Genomic DNA, 16,179 nt, shown 5'->3' with positions numbered 1-16,179 from the left:
AGGTCGCTCAGTACGCACCGTCACGCCCCACCACCGCTCGCAGGGTCCGCAGCAGGATGAGCAGGTCCCCCGCCATCGTCCAGTTCTCCACGTAGTAGAGGTCGAGCCGCACGCTCTCGTCGAGCGTGAGGTCGTTGCGCCCGGACACCTGCCACAGCCCGGTGAGGCCGGGCTTGACGAGGAGCCGGCGGCCGATCTCGTCGTCGTACTGGTCCACCTCCAGCGCGACCTGCGGCCGCGGCCCGACGAGGCTCATCGAGCCGCCGAGCACGTTGAACAGCTGCGGGAGCTCGTCGATCGAGTACCGGCGGATGAAGCGTCCGACCGACGTGACGCGTGGGTCGACCTTCGGCTTGTAGAAGACGCCGACGTTCCCCTTCCCGAGGACGTCCTCGAGTCGCGACTCGGCGTCGACCACCATGGAGCGGAACTTCAGCACGGTGAACGGCTCGCCCTGCAGGCCGACGCGCTCCTGCCGGAAGAGGACGGGGCCGCGGCTGGTCGCCGTGATCGCGATCGCGGTCGCGACCAGCGGCACCGAGAAGAGCGCGATGAGCACGAGCGCCCCGACGACGTCGAACGTCCGCTTGAGCACGTGCTGCGGGCCGGAGTACCCCGGTGCCTCCACGTGGAGCAGCGGCAGCCCGGCGACGGGTCGCGTCCGGATGCGCGGGCCGGCGACGTCGGTGAGGGCGGGGGCGAGGACGAGGTCCGCGCCCCAGGGCTCGAGGTCCCACGCGAGCCGCTTGACGGTCCGCGGGGTGACGAGGTCCGAGCCCGTCACCATGACGGTGTCGGCGCGCAGGGGCTCGACGAGCCGCGCGGCGTCGCCGACGTCACCGACGACGGGCACGCCCGCCACGCGCTCCGAGGGCTGGATCGGCCCGCCGGGCACGCACACCCCCACGACCTCGTACCCGGTGTGGCTGGCCCTGCGCAGCTCCTCGACGAGGTGTGCCGCACCCTCGCGCCCGCCGACGACGACGGTCTTGGAGCGGCAGCGGCCCTGCTCCCGGAGCCTGACGAGGCGCCGCCGTGAGGCGTACCGCCCGAGGAGCAGCAGCACGAGCCCGACCGGGAGCGCGATCGCGACGTAGCCGCGGGCGAGGTCGTACTTCACGAGGTAGGCGACGATCGCCACGAGGCCGAACACCGCCACCGTCGCGTTGACCACCCGGGCGTACTCCGGCGCGCCGGTCCCGAGGAGCCGGCCCTCGCGCGAGAACGCCATGCGCAGCGCGGTCAGCCACGCGGCGAGCAGCCCGAGCGAGATGGCGAGGTACTGCAGGTCGAGCGTCGTCCCGCCGATCCCGTCGAACCGGACGAGGTACGCCGTCGCGATCGCCACGAGGACCGCGACGGTGTCGACGAGCGCGACCCGCCGCACGAGCCGCGTCTTCCAGCCCGGCCGCCGGTAGGCGCCGAGCGCGATCCGGACGAGCTGTCCGGTGTCGAACGGCGAGACGGCGCGCGGTGCGTCGTCCGCCGGTGCGGTGCGATCGATGTCGACCGGACCGATCTCCTGATCCTTCTCCAACGTCATGGTGCCCCCCGCGACGTCCGTGCTGCGGCAACGCCACAAGGACGCGGGCCCGCCACGAACGGCTGGGACCACGCGCCTGCGCGTACCGAGATGATGATGACCCGGATCTGGACGTCATCGTCCCGGGCCGGAGCGGACCGACGGATCGGTCCGTGAGAGATGTGGCGGCGGCGCCCACCTGTCGGTGGGCGCCGCCCGCCGTCAGGCCCGGTTCGCGGCGCGGCGGTTGCGCGCCACGACGACCGCCGTGGCACCGCCGGCGACGAGGAGCGCCGCCCCGCCCAGGAGCAGCACGTCGTCGGAGCCGGTCTCCGCGAGCCCGGAGCCGCCCGAGCCCGTCGAGCCGCTGGCTCCCGCGCCGTCGCCGCCGGTCCCGCTGCCGCCGCCCGCGGCGTCGGACGCCACGACGACCTGCTGCGTGGACAGGACGGTGCCGTCGGCGTCCGTCGCGACGACGGAGAACGTCCCGGGCTCCGCGAGGGTCACCGTGAACGACGCGAAACCGTCCGTGGTGTTCTTCGTCAGCGCCTTGGTGCCGGCGATGGAGATCGCACCGTCGGGCACGTCCGGCGAGGTGATGGTGAGCGTGATCGTCGGGTTGCCCGCGGGCCCGCCCACCGTGACGGTGAACGACTCGCCCGGCGCGGGTGTCGTCGTCGAGATGCCGACCTCGAACTCGTCGGCCTCGTAGGCGATGGCCGCTGCGGCGGGTGCCGCGGCGAGCGCGGCGGTGAGGAGGAGCGTCGCTCCGGTACGTCGGATGTTCATGTCTTGGCCCCCTGCTGTGTGAACGGTGCAAGGGACCAGCGGACACGCCACCCCGTCGTGGGACGCTCGCGTCCCGTCGACGGCCCCCTGCCGTGCGACATCAGGAGAACACACTCTCTCCACACTCGGAAGTCGGAACGGTGTCCGACGTGGAACGGACACCAGGAGTTTTCCGCACGGAAACATCCCCGCGCTGGTCCTTCCCGCTCACGATCTCGTAGCGGAAAGTCGCCGATCCACCGGGCGGCAGCGTCACGCTGCGCCCGCCGACGACGAGGCCGTCGTGCACCTGGGAGAAGAGACCAAGATCACCCTCGCCACCGTCCGTACCGCGGATCGCGCCGTACGACGGCGCGTACACGAGCAGGTTGGTGCGGATCGTGCCGTCGCCGTCACGCGCCCCCGTCACGTAGCCCGGCAGCGTCGCCGCGTCGTCGGCCGTGAGGGTCGACGTGAGCGTCACGGCGGCCGTGAACTGCTGCGACCCGTCGGGTCGGCACGTCACGTCCTCGATCGCGACGGACGTGTCGAGGTAGTACCCCACCTTCGCCGCGGACGACGCGTTGAGGTAGACCCCGACGACGGGCGACGCCTCGCCGGTGGGTGCGCGGGTGGAGCCCTCGAGCTCTCCTGACAGGACGGTCCCGGCGAGGCGTTCCTGCTCGTCCGCGTCCGCCGACCAGACGAGCAGCCGCCCCTCGCGCGCCGACTGCGCGAGCGCGCCGACGAGCCGGGCGGGGTCCGCCGACGTGGGGTCGGTCAGCGCGCGGAACACGGCGTCGGCCGCACCGGCGAGGACGACGTCCTGCACCGTCGGGTCCTCGTACTGCCGGTAGACGCCGTTGAGCAGGAACGACGCGGCGTCGTCCCCCGTGATCGTCACCTCGGCACCACCGGGATCGGCGAAGCTCACCGGCCCCGTGGCAGCCAGCAGGCCCTGCAGCGCGACCGGGTCGACGGCGAGGACGCCGTCGACGGTCTGCCCGGTGCGGTCCGCCCAGATCGACCGCGCGACCTGCGCGACGCGGGGGAAGTCCGGCGTGGACGTGGCGTTGAGCATGAAGCGCCCGAGATCGTCCCCGAACAACGCCTCCTCCGCGCCCGCGAGGTCGACGACGCTCGCCTCGTACCCGCCGAGCTCGTTGCCGGGCCGGACCTCGACGAGCCCGACCCTGCCGTCCTCGGCCCTCAGGTGCAGCACCGACCCCGCGATGCCGCCGACCGCGCGCGGCTCGGCGTTGTTCTGGACCAGCACGAGGTAGTCGCGCGGCCGGTCGGCACCGAGCATGGGCGGGAGCAGGTCGACGGCGCGAGCCGCCGTCGCGGTCGACGCGCGGACGTCGGCCAGCTGGCCGCGGAGGTCGCCCACCGGTCCGGCGAGCTGGGGGACGAGCGTGGTGGTGTCGATGGCCGTGACGGTCTCCAGCGCGGAGGAGACGGCGGCGTCGGCCGCGAGCACGTCTGCCTGCGCCTCCTGGATCGGGGCGAGGTCGACCGCACCGCCCCGCGGGGCGAGACGTTCGGGGACCGCGACCTCCGCGGCGGCGGCGAGGCGGGGCAGCGCGTCCGCGGCGAGGCGGTCGACGGCGGCGGCGAGCAGGCCGACCGCACGCGCGTCGTCCCCCACCACGGGCAGGGCCTGGGCGACCCGCCAGTGCGGCCCCCGGGTCGACGCCGCGGCGGTCGACGCGGCCTCCTGGACCTCGGCGAGCGTCGCCGACGCGTCCTCGCCGCCCTCGACCTGCTCCTGCAGCACGGGCAGGCGGTCCGCCGCGCGCTCGAGCGCGTCGCGAGCGCGCAGCACGTCGGCGGCGAGCCACGCCAGCCAGGCGACGACGACCACGACGAGGACGAGGACCCCGGCGACGACCGCGCGCCGCGTGCGGCGGCGCCGGGACCCTGCCGGCGCGACGCGCTCCGGGGGCCGGTGCCCTCGGGCCGGTGGGAGCGGACGCTCCGCGACGTCGACCGCGGGCGTCGCGCCCGCCCATCGTGGACCCCAGCCGTCGTGCACCATGCCGCCCCCTGCGACTCGCCCCCTGAGCCGCGCCCGGCAGGGCGCGACCGCTCGCGCTACATTAACCACGCCCTCGAGACCCCGCCCTCTCGGTCGGCGGAGGAAGGTCGCTCGTGCTTGATCTGCTCGTCGTGTGCACCGGGAACATCTGCCGGTCCCCGGCAGCGCACCTGATGCTGGCCGCCGCGCTCGACGGCACCGTCGCGGTGTCGAGCGCCGGGACGCGCGCCGTCGTCGGCGCGCCCGTCGCCGAACCGGTCGCGCGCCGGCTCTCGGACGTCGGGGTGGCGCCCGTGCCGTTCGCCGCGCGCGCGCTGACGCGGTCGCTCGTCGACGAGAGCGACGTCGTGGTGACGATGACTGCCACCCACCGGGCCGCCGTGCTGGAGCTCGCACCGGGCGCGCTGCGCAGGACCTTCCTCCTCACCGAGCTGGTGGCGCTCGCCGAGCACACGCCGGCGCAGTCCCCCCGGGAGGCCGGCGACGCGGCGCGGCTGCGGGCGGTCGTCGCGTCGGCGGGTCGTACCCGGGCCGCGCTCGGCGGCGCCCGTGCAGCGGACGTGGAGGATCCCTACGGCCGACCCGAGGACGTCCACTCGCGGGTGTTCGCGCACGTCCGGGAGCAGGTCGCGGGCCTGACGGCGGCCCTGCGCGGGTGATGCCGACCTTCCTCCCAGCCCCCTGCGCGGGAGGAAGGCCGGCGCGTCGTCACGGTCCCTGGAGGACCGTGGCGACGATCACGACGATCCCGCCCCACAACGCCACGCCACCGCCGCAGCCGACCGCGAGGCCGTCTGCGCCCGAGGAGGGCCGTCGACCGGCCCGGCGCGCGAAGAGGATCGCCGCTGCTGCCCCGACGACGACCATCACCCAACCGACCGTCACCCAGAGCATGTGCACATGGTGCAACGCGTGCGCACGACTGCACATCTTGGACGGTTGTTCAGATTCCGCGGCGGCAGGATGTTTGCCCTCTGTGTCCCGCTATATCCGGTGCCCGGAGCGACAAAGTTCACCCGCCGGACCTGGCCGCGAAACCTCTCGGGAACGCGTCGGGCGGCGGGGCGACCCGCGCGAGAGACTGAGGGCGTCGGAGGAACCCCGGAAGAGGGAGGGCATCGTGGCCGCAGGGACGATCGTCGTCGTCGGGGGCGGTCTCGCCGCCGCCAAGGCCGTCGAGACGCTGCGCGACGAGGGGTTCGACGGCGACGTGCGGATCGTCGCGCGCGAGCCGCACCGACCGTACGAGCGCCCGCCGCTCTCGAAGGACTACCTGCGCGGCGAGGTCGAGCGCGACTCCGTCTTCCCGCTCGACGAGTCCTGGTACGCCGAGCACGACGTCGAGCTGCTCACCGGTACGAGCGCGGCGGCCGTCGACGTGACGGCGCGGAGCGTGACCCTCGCCGACGGCCGCACGATCCCCTACGGCACCCTGCTGCTCGCGACCGGGTCCGAGCCCCGGCGCCTGCCCGTACCCGGCATCGACCTCGACGGCGTCCACGAGCTGCGCACGCTCGAGGACAGCGAGAGGCTCGCCGCGACGTTCGAGGCCTCGGCGCGCGAGGGCGCGGGCCGGCTCGCGATCGTCGGCGACGGGTGGATCGGGCTGGAGGTCGCGGCCTCGGCGCGCTCGACGGGGATGGACGTCAGCGTCGTCGGTCTCGGCGCGCACCCGCTCGAGCGCGTGCTCGGCCCGGAGATGGGCGAGCTCTACGGACAGCTCCACGTCGAGCACGGGGTGCACCTGCACAGGCGCGCCCAGGCGGTGGCGATCACGGGCAGCGAGGGGGCGGTGACCGGCGTCGCGCTCGCGGACGGGACGCACGTCGACGCCGACGTGGTGCTCGTCGCCGTCGGCGCGGTGCCCAACGTCGGCCTGGCGGAGGCCGCGGGCCTCGCGATCGACTCCGGGACGGGCGGGGTCGTCGCCTCCGCGACGCTGCAGACCACCGACCCGGACGTGTTCGTCGCGGGAGACGTCGCGAGCGTGCCCTACGCCCGCTACGGCCGGTCGATCCGGGTCGAGCACTGGGCGACGGCCCTCAACCAGGGCCCGCACGCCGCCCGCGCGATGCTCGGCGCGACGGACCCGTACCCCGAGCTGCCGTACTTCTTCTCCGACCAGTACGACGTCGGGATGGAGTACCTCGGGTTCGTCGCCGGACCGGACGCCTACGACCAGGTCGTCGTGAGCGGGTCCGTCGCCGACCGCGAGCTCGTCGCGTTCTGGGTCAAGGACGGCCGCGTCGAGGCCGGCATGGCGGTGAACGTGTGGGAGCGCATGGACGACGTCAAGGCGCTCGTCCACCGCGACGGCCCGGTCGACCGCGCCGAGCTGGAGTCCTTCGTCGGCTGAGCGTCCGGCTGCCGAGCACGACCCCGCACGCGGTCGAGCACGATCTGAGGGTCGCTCTCGACGCTCTGGCGACTCTCAGGTCGTGCTCGGCGAGTCAGGGCACGTCGCGCTGCGCCTCGCCGACGTACTCGCTGAGCGGCCGGATCAGCGCGTTGGCGGCGCGCTGCTCCATGACGTGCGCGGTCCAGCCGACGACGCGCGACGCGACGAACAGCGGCGTGAACATCGGGGTGTCGAAGCCCATGAGGTGGTAGGCCGGACCGGCGGGGTAGTCGAGGTTCGGCAGGATGTTCTTGCGCTCGGTCATGGCGGTCTCGAGGGCCGTGTACAGCTCGAGGAGGTCCGGCCGGTCGTAGTGCTCGACGAGGGCGTCGAGCGTCGCGCGCATGGTCGGCACGCGGGAGTCGCCGTGCTTGTAGACGCGGTGGCCGAAGCCCATGATCTTGCGCTTGCTCGCGAGCGCGTCGTCGAGCCAGGCCGCGGCCCTGTCGGCCGATCCGATCTCGGCGAACGTCGCCATGACGGCTTCGTTGGCGCCGCCGTGCAGCGGACCCTTGAGCGCGCCGATCGCGCCGGTGACGGCGGAGTGCAGGTCGGAGAGCGTCGACGTGATGACGCGTGCGGTGAACGTCGAGGCGTTGAACGAGTGCTCTGCGTACAGGACCATCGACACCTCGAACGCGCGCACCACGGCGGCGTCAGGCTCCTCGCCGAACGTCATCCACAAGAAGTTCTCGGCGTAGCCGAGGTCGTCGCGCGGCTCGACGAGCTGCAGGCCGCGCCGGCGACGCTGGTCCAGCGCGACGACCGCGGGCAGTGCCGCCCACAGGCGCAGCGCCTTCGCCTGCTCGGCCTCGGGCGAGGAGTCCTCGGCGTCGGGGTCGTGCGCGCCGAGCTGCGACACCGCGGTGCGGCACACGTCCATGGGATGGCACGTCGTCGGCAGCTCGAGGATCGCGTTGCGCACGTTCCCCGGCAGCGCGCGGTGCGCCCGCTCGGCGGCGGTCTGCTCGGAGAGCTGCTCGGGGGTCGGGAGGTCGCCGTGCCACAGGAGGTACGCGACCTCCTCGAAGGAGCGGCGCGCGGCGAGGTCCTGCACGGGGTAGCCGCGGTACAGCAGCGAGTTCGTCTCGGGGTTCACCTTCGAGACGGCCGTGACGTCGACGACGACGCCCGCGAGACCCTTGCGGATCTCGGGCCCGTCGGCGGTGGTGGTGCTGGCGGGGGTGCTCATGCAGTCACTCCTTCGTGAGGCAGTCGGGTTGTCAGGGCGACGGGTCACCGGGGTGATCCGTGGACCTGACGCGAGCAGGAGCCGACCCAGGTGTCAGGGCTGCAGGACACCGGGGTGGTCTGCGGCCCTGACACGCTAGGGCCGGTAGGTGAAGATGCCCTCGTCGAACTGGTTGTAGGCGGCGTAGTCGAGGAGCTCGTAGAGCCGCGCGCGGGTCTGCATGCCAGCGACGAGGGAGCCCTGGCCTCCGCTCTCTGCGATCTCGTCGAGCGCCCGCTCGGCCGCGCCCATCGCGACCCTCAGGAGCGTCACCGGGTAGATGATCAGGGCGACGCCCGCGTCACCGAGCTGTCGCCGCGTGAAGAGCTCGGACTTGCCGAACTCGGTCATGTTGGCGAGCACCGGCACGTCCACGGCGGAGGCGACGGCCTCGAACTCTCCGAGGTCCTTCATCGCCTCGGGGAAGATCGCGTCCGCGCCGGCGTCGACGAGCGCTCTCGCGCGGTCGATCGCGACGCGCAGGCCCTCCGGACCCGGCACCGTCCCGCGCACGTCGGTGCGCGCCATGACGACGAACCCCGGGTCGCGGCGCGCGTCGACGGCGGCCCGCACGCGCTTCGCGGCCTCGTCGAGCCCGACGACCTCCTTGCCGTCGAGGTGGCCGCACCGCTTGGGGTTGACCTGGTCCTCGACGTGGGCGCCCGCGACCCCGGCGTCCTCGAGCGTCTGGACCGTGCGGGCCACGTTCATCGGCTCGCCGAAGCCCGTGTCCGCGTCGACGAGCGCGGGCAGGTCGGTGACGCGCGCGATCTGCTGCGAGCGCCCCGCGACCTCGGTGAGGGTCGTGAGGCCGATGTCGGGCAGCCCGAGGTCGGCGGACAGCACGGCCCCGGACACGTACACCCCCTCGAAGCCCTTGTCCTGGATCAGCCGCGCCGAGAGCGGGTTGAACGCGCCGGGGAGCCGCAGCGGCTCGCCCGTGCTGCGGGCCGTCGCGAGCGCCTCGCGGAAGGTCCGTCGCTTGTCCGACGGCGTCACCTGGCTGTACAGCATCAGGCGCCCTCTCCCTCGGTCGGCTCGTGCATCGTGAAGCCCTCGCCCTCGACGTCGGCCGGCGGGGTGTCGCGGCCGAGCTCGAAGAGCCCGGTCGGCGTGGGCACGGAGTCGAGCAGGCCGGGCCGGCCGACGATCGTCAGCTCGCGGACCTCGGCCGGGTCCAGCGACGGCAACCGCTCGGCGAGGGCGAGGAAGCGCTCGATCTCGGTCTCCTCGAGGACGCCCGCGGCGAGCGTGCGGAACTTCTTCACGTACTGGGCGCGGCCGAACGGCCGGGCTCCGAGCGGGTGCGCGTCGGCGACGGCGATCTCCCGGACGATGCGGCCGCCGTCGGCCAGCTCGATCTCGACACGACCGCCGAACGCCTTCTCGGCGGGGTCGGTCGCGTGGTACCGGCGGGTCCACTCCGGGTCCTCGGCCGTCGTGATCCGGCCCCACAGCTCGACGGTGTCGGGGCGTGCGGCCCGCTCGGGCGCGTAGGAGTCGACGTGGTGCCACCCGCCGTCCTGCAGCGCGACCGCGAAGATGTACGGGATCGAGTGGTCGAGCGTCTCGCGCGACGCCGTCGGGTCGTACTTCTGCGGGTCGTTCGCGCCCGACCCGATGACGAAGTGCGTGTGGTGGCTCGTGTGGATGACGACGCTCGCGACGTTCGCGGGGTCGGCGAGCCACGGGTGCTCGTCGTGCAGGGCGCGCGCGAGGTCGATGAGCGCCTGCGACTGGTACTCCGCGGAGTGCTCCTTGGTGTACGTGTCGAGGATCGCGGTCCGCGGCTCGCCGGGCTCCGGGAGCACGACGTCGTACGCCGCGTCGGGGCCGTCGAGGAGCCACGCGACCACGCCGTCCTCCCCCTCGTAGATCGGCTCGGGCGACGTCTGGCCGCGCATCGCGCGGTCCACGGCCTCGACCGCGACCTTGCCGGCGAACGCGGGGGCGTGCGCCTTCCAGGTCGAGATCTGCCCCTTGCGGGACTGTCGTGTGGCCGTCGTCGTGTGCAGCGCCTGGCCGATCGCCTGGAAGACCGTGGTCGTGTCCAGGCCGAGCATCGTCCCGATGCCGGCCGCGGCAGACGGGCCGAGGTGCGCGACGTGGTCGATCTTGTGCCGGTGCAGCGAGATCGCCCGGACCAGGTCGACCTGGATCTCGTACCCGGTGACGATGCCGCGCACGAGTGCCGCGCCGTCGACCCCGGCGTGCTGCGCGACCGCGAGGACCGGCGGGATGTTGTCACCGGGGTGCGAGTACTCCGCGGCGAGGAACGTGTCGTGGAAGTCGAGCTCGCGCACCGCGACGCCGTTGGCCCACGCCGCCCACTCGGGGCTCGTGCGGGTCGCGAGGTCGCACCCGAGGACGGTGGCACCGGGCGTGTACGGGTGGGCGAGCGCCTGGCCGCGCGCGGACACCGCGGGGCTGCGGGTCAGGCTCGCGGCGGCGACCGCGGCGTTGTCGATGACGCGGTTGATCACCATGTCCGCGACCTCAGGCGTGACCTCGACCGGGTCGGTCGCGAGCTCGGCGAGCTTCCACGCGAGCTGGTCCGTGCGGTCGAGCGGCTCGGCGCTGGGGTAGACGCGCAGGTGGTGGGTGTACGGCATCGCTGGCTCAGCTCTCGTCGGTCGTGGAGGAGTCGGTCGTCGGAGGGGCGGTCGGGGACACGTCGGGCGCGGAGGACACGTCGGCGGTCGTCGCACGCAACGCCTGCTCCGCGAGGGCCGCGCTGCGGTCGATGTGGGCGACCATCGCGGCCTCGGCCGCAGGGGCGTCGCCACCGGCGAAGGCGGCGGCGACCGCGCGGTGCTCGTCCACGTGATCGGTCGTGCCGACGCGCCCGCGGGCGGCGAGCGTGCGGTACCGGTCGACGTGCCCGCGGATCTGACGCAGCAGCGCGGAGCACCAGCGGTTGTCCGCGAGCGCCTCGATCTCGCCGTGGAACTGGGCGCCGACACGCAGCACCTCGTCCTCGTGGTCGCGGACCGCGTCCATGAGGGTCACGAGGCGCTCGAGGCGGGCGACGTCGTCGGGCCGGGCCCGTTCGCACGCGTCCCGCGCGAGCAGGCCCTCGAGCCGCGCGCGGACCTCGTACACGCGACGCGCGTCGGCGAGGTCGAGCGGCGCGACGCGCACGCCTCCGGTCGGGAGCTCGACGACGAGCGCCTCGGCCTGGAGCAGACGCAGGGCCTCGCGGACCGGCGTCCTCGAGACGCCGAGCTGCGCGGAGAGCACGGGTTCGGTGAGCCGCTCGCCGGGGGCGAGGGTTCCGTCGATGATGCGCGTCCGGAGCAGGTCGTAGACCGCGCGCGCCCCGGACTGCCGTCGCGCGCCACCGAGGGGCTCGGCCCGGAGGAGGGCGGCCGGCACGGGCGTCGTCGTCACGTCGCCATCGTGGCACACGGCTGCGCACTTGTATACAGATGCGCGGCGCTCCGAGCACGGAGGTCTCGTGGCGGCCCGCCTACGGGCCCGCGGTCCAGCCCGCGTAGCCGCCCTGCGGGGTGTCGTCGACGCCGTCCTCGACGGGAGCCATGCGCTCGGCCATCTCGAAGTGCCAGTTCACGAGCTCGCCGAGCGGCACGGCCGTCCGGGAGGCGCGCGCGACGTCGCGACCCTCCTCCGACCATAGCGGCGGGTAGACGCTCAGCCCCTCGTCCAGGCCGACGGCGCCGATCTCGCCGTACCAGCCGGGCCAGCGCAGCCGGTCGTAGAGGTCGGCCGTGCCGCCGCTCACGGCCCACTCGAGGAACGCCGCCTGGCCGAAGCCGAGATCGACCCAGTCGAGGACGTCGGGCGCGAACCAGTGCACGTTCCCCAGCGGACCGGCCAGGCCGCCACCGTTGATGGCGAACGTCCCGCCCAGGACGTCGTACGCGACGACGAGCACCGACGGCACGGCGGTGTCCTCACCGGGCTCGCCCAGCCCGTTGACGCTCGCGAGGTCGGGTAGACCCGCGCCGCCGCCGCCGAGCAGGCGCAGCCACCCGCCGTCGACCAGGACCCCCCCGGTGTGCAGTGCGAGCGCTCCCAAGGTCGAACGGACGGTGACCTGGAGCCGGTAGAGGACCTCCAGCGACCACGCCGGCGCAGGGACGACGTCCACCCCGGCACGCCCGAGCATCCGGGCGAGCGTCGGCCACGCGGGGTCGTCGACCGCGGCGAGCTCCGCTGCCGTCCGCACTGTCATGGCCGGATCATGCCACGTGTTGCCGCGGTGCGTGAATCCTGGTATGGGAATTTCTGGTCGTTGTGTCCGAGAGGTCCGCCCGTGCCCTGAAGCTCCCCCAGGACCGCTTCCCGTGAAGGGTCGGCGTGCGACCTGCGCAGACCTGCCAGAGGGTGGTCCGCGGCGGACCGTCGCCGGTACCGTCGGCGCCGTGGACGACGAGCGCACACCGCCTCCCCCGACCAGCGGTGACGCCGACGCCGCAGGAGGCCGTCCCCCGCGCGGGACCCGCGGTGCGGTGGCCGTCGTCGCCGGACTCGTCGGCGTCGGTCTCGCCGTCACCGCTACTCTCGTCGCGCCCGGGTTGCTCCGCGCCACGGCGACCGCGGGCGAGGGCGCACCGACCACGACCTCGCCCGAGCCGTCGACGGGGTCCGGTCCGCAGGGGCAGGACCCGACGCGCTGGGTCGAGGACACCACGGCGCTGCTCGCCGCGCTGCCCGGCGTCGCGGACGCCCGGATGGACGCGTACAGCGGCGCCTCGGCAGAGATCACGCTCGACACCCCGCTCCCCGCCCCCGAGGCGGCGCAGCGCACGGCCGACGACGCCCGCGAGATCCTCGCCGCCTCACGCGGCGGCGCGGAGTGGTCGTTGCGTCTCTCCGGGACTACGGCCTCGGGCGCGACGCTCCAGGTCGTCGACGGGACGGTCGCCCGCGGCACGCGCGGGACCGACCCCGCCACCGGAGACCCGTCACCGGACCTCCTCGGCGAAGACCCCGTCGCCTACGCGGTCCGCCTCGTCGCGGTCGACGGGGTGCGCGGCGTCGCGCTCGAACCGGGGAGCGCGTCCGTCGAGGTCGCCGACGCCGCCGACCTGGTCCCCGTGGCGGGGGCGGTCCGTGCCGAGGGCCGTGGGCTGACCGCGATGGGAACCTCCGGGTACGCCGTGAACCTCGCCCTGGGGCCGGACGGCACCACCGTGCCCGACGACGTGCTGCTGACGCTCGTCGCGGGCACGTCGGCCCGGCCGGGCGTCGACACCGTCCTCTACGAGGTGCGCCGGCCGGTGCTGCCGGGCACTCCCCTCCTGACCGCGTACGGCTCGGGCGACCCCGCTCCCGTCGCCCGGTGGCTCGACGAGGCGACGTACGGCGCGGACCCGCTCGGCTACCAGGTCCACGGCACGGCGGAGGACGGCGGCGCGAGCGTCCGGTCCGGGTACGTCGGCGGGTCCGTCCCCGGTGTCCCGGCCGACGGCACGACGTGCGCGGTCGGCCTCCTGACGCTCGACGCCGCGTGGTTCGACGCCGCCCTCGGCCGCCGCTTCCTCGCCGTCACGGCGCGCAACGACGACGACGCCCCGTGCGTGCTCGCCGGCAGCCCGGTGCTGCGGTTCGTCGCGTCCGACGGGAGCGAGCAGGAGGTGCTGGTCGAGCCCGACGCGATCGCCGTCGGGTCACCGGTCACGCTCGCGCCGGGTGACCTCGCGCAGTCGACGCTGTCGTGGCGCGGGGGTCCCACGGCCGACGGACCCGCGCTCGTGACGAGCCTGCTCGTCGCACCCGTACCCGGGACGCCGGAGAGCGTCGTCCCGTTCGCCGACGTCCCGGGCGCCGAGACCGGCCTCGACCTTCTCGACGGCGCGACCGCGACCGTCACCCCGTGGGCGGCGTGGGTCCCGCCCGGTGAGCCGTGAGCCCACCGGGCGGGATCCTCGTCAGCGGCGCGCCCGCCGGCCGCGGCCGGTCAGGGCCGACCACCCTCCCGCGGATACCTGGCGCTCAGGAGTAGCACTCGCGGAACATGTCGCTCTCCGTCAGAACCCCGTCCGCGACGGAGAGCCGGTCGACGGTGCCTGCCCACGGGTCGCTCCACGCGCCGGCGACCCCGCCGCGGCCCAGTTGGAGAGCCCCGCCCGACGCCCATCCCGTCCCCGCGCCCGAGGCGGTCCCGGCGAGCACGACGTCTCCGAAGGCGGGCTCGTCGACCGTGCCGATCTCGCACACGTACAGCCGGTTCTCCTGAGTCCGCGCGTCGTGGATCCCGGTGAGACGGACCCACGAGCCGGGCCGGACCTCGACGCCCGAGAGCGCGACCGCCAGCTCGGGGTCCGCGACGTCGGTCCCGGCGGTCCAGAACGCCCAGCACGAGCCCGACGGCGTGCCGCACGCGGCGTCCTCGCGCTGACCGAGCGCGAAGGCGCTGGTGCGCGCACCGGCCTGGCTCACGGCGACCCGGGTCGTCCCGGCGTCGTCCGCCCGGACGGTGGCGCTGACCGAGTAGCTCCTGTCGGTCGCGACGAGAGGAACCTGCGACCACGCTGCCGACTCGCCGCCCCGGAGGACGAGCGCGCGATCGGTGGGATCGGCCGCGAAGTCGGCGTGCAGGCCGTCGCCCCACAGGTCCGGTCCGCTCAGCGTGAGCGCGCCGGTTCCTGCGGCGTTCCGGGCCTCGAGTCCCGTTCCTTCGTCGAACGACCAACGCATCGGCGCGGTCCTGGCGACCTGGAAGCGGTACTCCCCGGTCGGGCCGACCCAACCCGCGCCGTCCACGGCCCGCATGTACAGGGTGTGGGGACCGTTGGCGGACGGGGCGAAGTCGACCCGCGTCCCCGGAGCGACGGTGTTCACCAGGGCGTCCGGGCTGGAGAACGAGTACGCGATCCTCACGTCGGCCTCGTCGGACGAGAGGACGAAGGCCCCCGGGATGCCCACACCGCCCGAGATGAGGCCCTCGCGGTAGACGGCCGGCTCGCCCTCGACGGGCGTGGCGACGGGCGTGACGACCGGCGGTGTGAGATCCGGGACGACCTCGCACGACGTCGGAGCGCTCCACGGCCCGGTGGGGGTCGCCGCGCGGACGTCCCACGAGTAGGCACGACCTTCGACCATGACACCGGCCGGGACAGTGACAACGACCGGGCCGCCGCCCGCCATCTGCGGCATGGTCTCTGCGGACCAGAGCTCGACCCCGTCCTCGACGTCCGACACCGCGAAACGCGCACGGAGGTTCCCCACGCCTTCGACGTCCGCCACGAGGGACGGCGTCACCGAGCGGATCGACGGGCGGTCGTCGCCCACCGCGCACGGGCCGGGCGGATCGCTCGTCCCTCGCGCGATCGCGGCCGGGCCCGGGGGCGGGCCGATCTCGACCCGCAGCGAGGCCTGCGGCCCGACCAGCGCCGAGCCGCTCCCGGCCGGTACCGAGAGCCCGAGCGCGACGGCACGCCGATCGTCCAGCCCCTGCCGGACCGCGTCCGTCACGTCCCACGTGACCGCTCCCCAGCGGTCGCACCGGCCCTCGGCCACGGCACCCGTGACGACGTCGCCCCAGGTCGGCGCGTGCGTGGACCAGCTGGTCGACGCGTCGATCCCACCGACCGCGTGCACCGTGACCGGCGCCGTGCGGCAGGCCGCGCTCTGCCTCGCCGTCCCCTCGAGCGTCGCCCGCACGATCCGGTTGCCCTCGACCGCGGCCTCCGTCAGTCCGGACGAGAAGTCCCAGGCGACCCGGGTCTCACCCAGCGCCTGGCACAGGGCACCGGCGGTGCACCCGCCGATCACGCGCGGCCCACGGAAGGCGAAGCCTGCGGTGGTCCGCGGCGCCGCGGACCGGATCACGGTCCTCGGGGTCGTCACACCCCCGACGGTCACCACGTCCACCACGTCCACCCCAGCCTGGTCCGCCTCGGACCCCGGGTCCGCCGTCGTCGCCGAGGCCGTTCCGGCGAGCCCTCCCGCCAGCAACGCCGCTCCGACGACCACCGCCGTCACCCGTCGCCACACCCGTCCGCTCATCGTTCTCCTGTCAGACACCGTCGTCCCGCGTCGTGCTCGGCGCGGGGCCCGCGGCAGCGACGCCGGCACAGCGCATCTCCAGCGATGTCACAGCGGGTGAGCGGACTGTACAGCCTCGTCCGGGACACGGGATGCGCCGTCCCGGAGGTCTCGGCCGGTCGGGCAGCGAGCAAGGACGCGCGGCGGCCGTACGCCTGTTCTCGACATCAGCCGCCGCGCGCCCGTCCTGGGGCCGGTCCGCGGACCGG

Annotated in this window: 12 protein-coding genes and 1 pseudogene; 3 read left to right on the top strand and 10 right to left on the bottom strand. The window is 74.3% G+C overall.

The genetic code is table 11. The features are described from left to right. Positions 1–7: 7 nt before the first annotated feature. From NFS20_RS01880 to NFS20_RS01870, 3 genes are all read right to left on the bottom strand, one after another. On the bottom strand, positions 8–1,543 hold the full coding sequence (locus NFS20_RS01880) for a sugar transferase (protein ID WP_251150048.1): 1,536 nt from the start codon (positions 1,541–1,543) through the stop codon (positions 8–10). Between the two features lie 201 nt (positions 1,544–1,744). Continuing rightward, positions 1,745–2,311 carry a peptidase gene (locus NFS20_RS01875; RefSeq protein WP_251150047.1) on the bottom strand — a complete coding sequence of 189 codons (567 nt, stop codon included), beginning with the start codon at positions 2,309–2,311 and terminating at the stop codon, positions 1,745–1,747. A 100-nt stretch (positions 2,312–2,411) separates the two neighbouring features. Beyond that, positions 2,412–4,328: a DUF4012 domain-containing protein gene (locus tag NFS20_RS01870; protein ID WP_251150046.1), complete on the bottom strand. Its 1,917-nt coding sequence runs from the start codon at positions 4,326–4,328 to the stop codon at positions 2,412–2,414. A gap of 113 nt (positions 4,329–4,441) precedes the next feature. Between NFS20_RS01870 and NFS20_RS01865 the strand changes: the two genes are divergently transcribed. Continuing rightward, entirely contained in the window at positions 4,442–4,987 is a 546-nt protein-coding gene (locus tag NFS20_RS01865) for an arsenate reductase/protein-tyrosine-phosphatase family protein (protein WP_251150045.1), read from the top strand. 49 nt (positions 4,988–5,036) lie between these two features. On the opposite strand, the gene NFS20_RS01860 is transcribed toward NFS20_RS01865, so the two are convergent. Continuing rightward, positions 5,037–5,222 (bottom strand): hypothetical protein, encoded by a 186-nt coding sequence (locus tag NFS20_RS01860; protein WP_251150044.1) that lies wholly within the window; start codon positions 5,220–5,222, stop codon positions 5,037–5,039. 226 nt (positions 5,223–5,448) lie between these two features. On the opposite strand from NFS20_RS01860, the gene NFS20_RS01855 reads away from it, so the two are divergent. Then, complete coding sequence (locus NFS20_RS01855; protein ID WP_251150043.1) at positions 5,449–6,684, top strand: NAD(P)/FAD-dependent oxidoreductase; 1,236 nt, start codon at positions 5,449–5,451, stop codon at positions 6,682–6,684. Positions 6,685–6,778: 94 nt separating this feature from the next. On the opposite strand, the gene NFS20_RS01850 is transcribed toward NFS20_RS01855, so the two are convergent. From NFS20_RS01850 to NFS20_RS01830, 5 genes and pseudogenes are all read right to left on the bottom strand, one after another. Continuing rightward, on the bottom strand, positions 6,779–7,918 hold the full coding sequence (locus tag NFS20_RS01850; protein WP_251150042.1) for a bifunctional 2-methylcitrate synthase/citrate synthase: 1,140 nt from the start codon (positions 7,916–7,918) through the stop codon (positions 6,779–6,781). A gap of 135 nt (positions 7,919–8,053) precedes the next feature. Next, on the bottom strand, positions 8,054–8,971 hold the full coding sequence (prpB, locus tag NFS20_RS01845) for a methylisocitrate lyase (protein WP_251150041.1): 918 nt from the start codon (positions 8,969–8,971) through the stop codon (positions 8,054–8,056). Positions 8,972–9,054: 83 nt separating this feature from the next. Further along, positions 9,055–10,569, bottom strand: a pseudogene (locus NFS20_RS01840) (MmgE/PrpD family protein); the annotation flags it as partial. Positions 10,570–10,576: 7 nt separating this feature from the next. Continuing rightward, entirely contained in the window at positions 10,577–11,347 is a 771-nt protein-coding gene (locus NFS20_RS01835; protein ID WP_251150039.1) for a GntR family transcriptional regulator, read from the bottom strand. A gap of 79 nt (positions 11,348–11,426) precedes the next feature. Beyond that, complete coding sequence (locus NFS20_RS01830; protein WP_251150038.1) at positions 11,427–12,152, bottom strand: DUF2625 family protein; 726 nt, start codon at positions 12,150–12,152, stop codon at positions 11,427–11,429. Between the two features lie 190 nt (positions 12,153–12,342). Between NFS20_RS01830 and NFS20_RS01825 the strand changes: the two genes are divergently transcribed. After that, on the top strand, positions 12,343–13,830 hold the full coding sequence (locus tag NFS20_RS01825) for a DUF4232 domain-containing protein (RefSeq protein WP_251150037.1): 1,488 nt from the start codon (positions 12,343–12,345) through the stop codon (positions 13,828–13,830). A gap of 85 nt (positions 13,831–13,915) precedes the next feature. Here NFS20_RS01825 and NFS20_RS01820 read toward each other — a convergent pair whose 3' ends face one another. Beyond that, the gene (locus tag NFS20_RS01820; RefSeq protein ID WP_251150036.1) at positions 13,916–15,931 is read right to left on the bottom strand and encodes a LamG-like jellyroll fold domain-containing protein; all 2,016 of its coding nucleotides are present in this window, start codon (positions 15,929–15,931) and stop codon (positions 13,916–13,918) included. Between the last annotated feature and the right edge of the window lie 248 nt (positions 15,932–16,179).

It is taken from the genome of Cellulosimicrobium sp. Marseille-Q4280 (assembly GCF_943181405.1).
GTDB lineage: Bacteria > Actinomycetota > Actinomycetes > Actinomycetales > Cellulomonadaceae > Cellulosimicrobium.
The sequence above is the reverse complement of the archived record's forward strand: the minus strand, read 5'-3'. Positions and strand labels throughout refer to the sequence as shown.

Bases quoted from the DNA above. Each gene is read 5' to 3' on its own strand.
- NFS20_RS01880 (WP_251150048.1), bottom strand. From the start codon at position 1,543: ATGACGTTGGAGAAGGATCAGGAGATCGGTCCGGTCGACATCGATCGC.
- NFS20_RS01875 (WP_251150047.1), bottom strand. From the start codon at position 2,311: ATGAACATCCGACGTACCGGAGCGACGCTCCTCCTCACCGCCGCGCTC.
- NFS20_RS01870 (WP_251150046.1), bottom strand. From the start codon at position 4,328: ATGGTGCACGACGGCTGGGGTCCACGATGGGCGGGCGCGACGCCCGCG.
- NFS20_RS01860 (WP_251150044.1), bottom strand. From the start codon at position 5,222: ATGCTCTGGGTGACGGTCGGTTGGGTGATGGTCGTCGTCGGGGCAGCA.
- NFS20_RS01850 (WP_251150042.1), bottom strand. From the start codon at position 7,918: ATGAGCACCCCCGCCAGCACCACCACCGCCGACGGGCCCGAGATCCGC.
- prpB (WP_251150041.1), bottom strand. From the start codon at position 8,971: ATGCTGTACAGCCAGGTGACGCCGTCGGACAAGCGACGGACCTTCCGC.
- NFS20_RS01830 (WP_251150038.1), bottom strand. From the start codon at position 12,152: ATGACAGTGCGGACGGCAGCGGAGCTCGCCGCGGTCGACGACCCCGCG.
- NFS20_RS01820 (WP_251150036.1), bottom strand. From the start codon at position 15,931: ATGAGCGGACGGGTGTGGCGACGGGTGACGGCGGTGGTCGTCGGAGCG.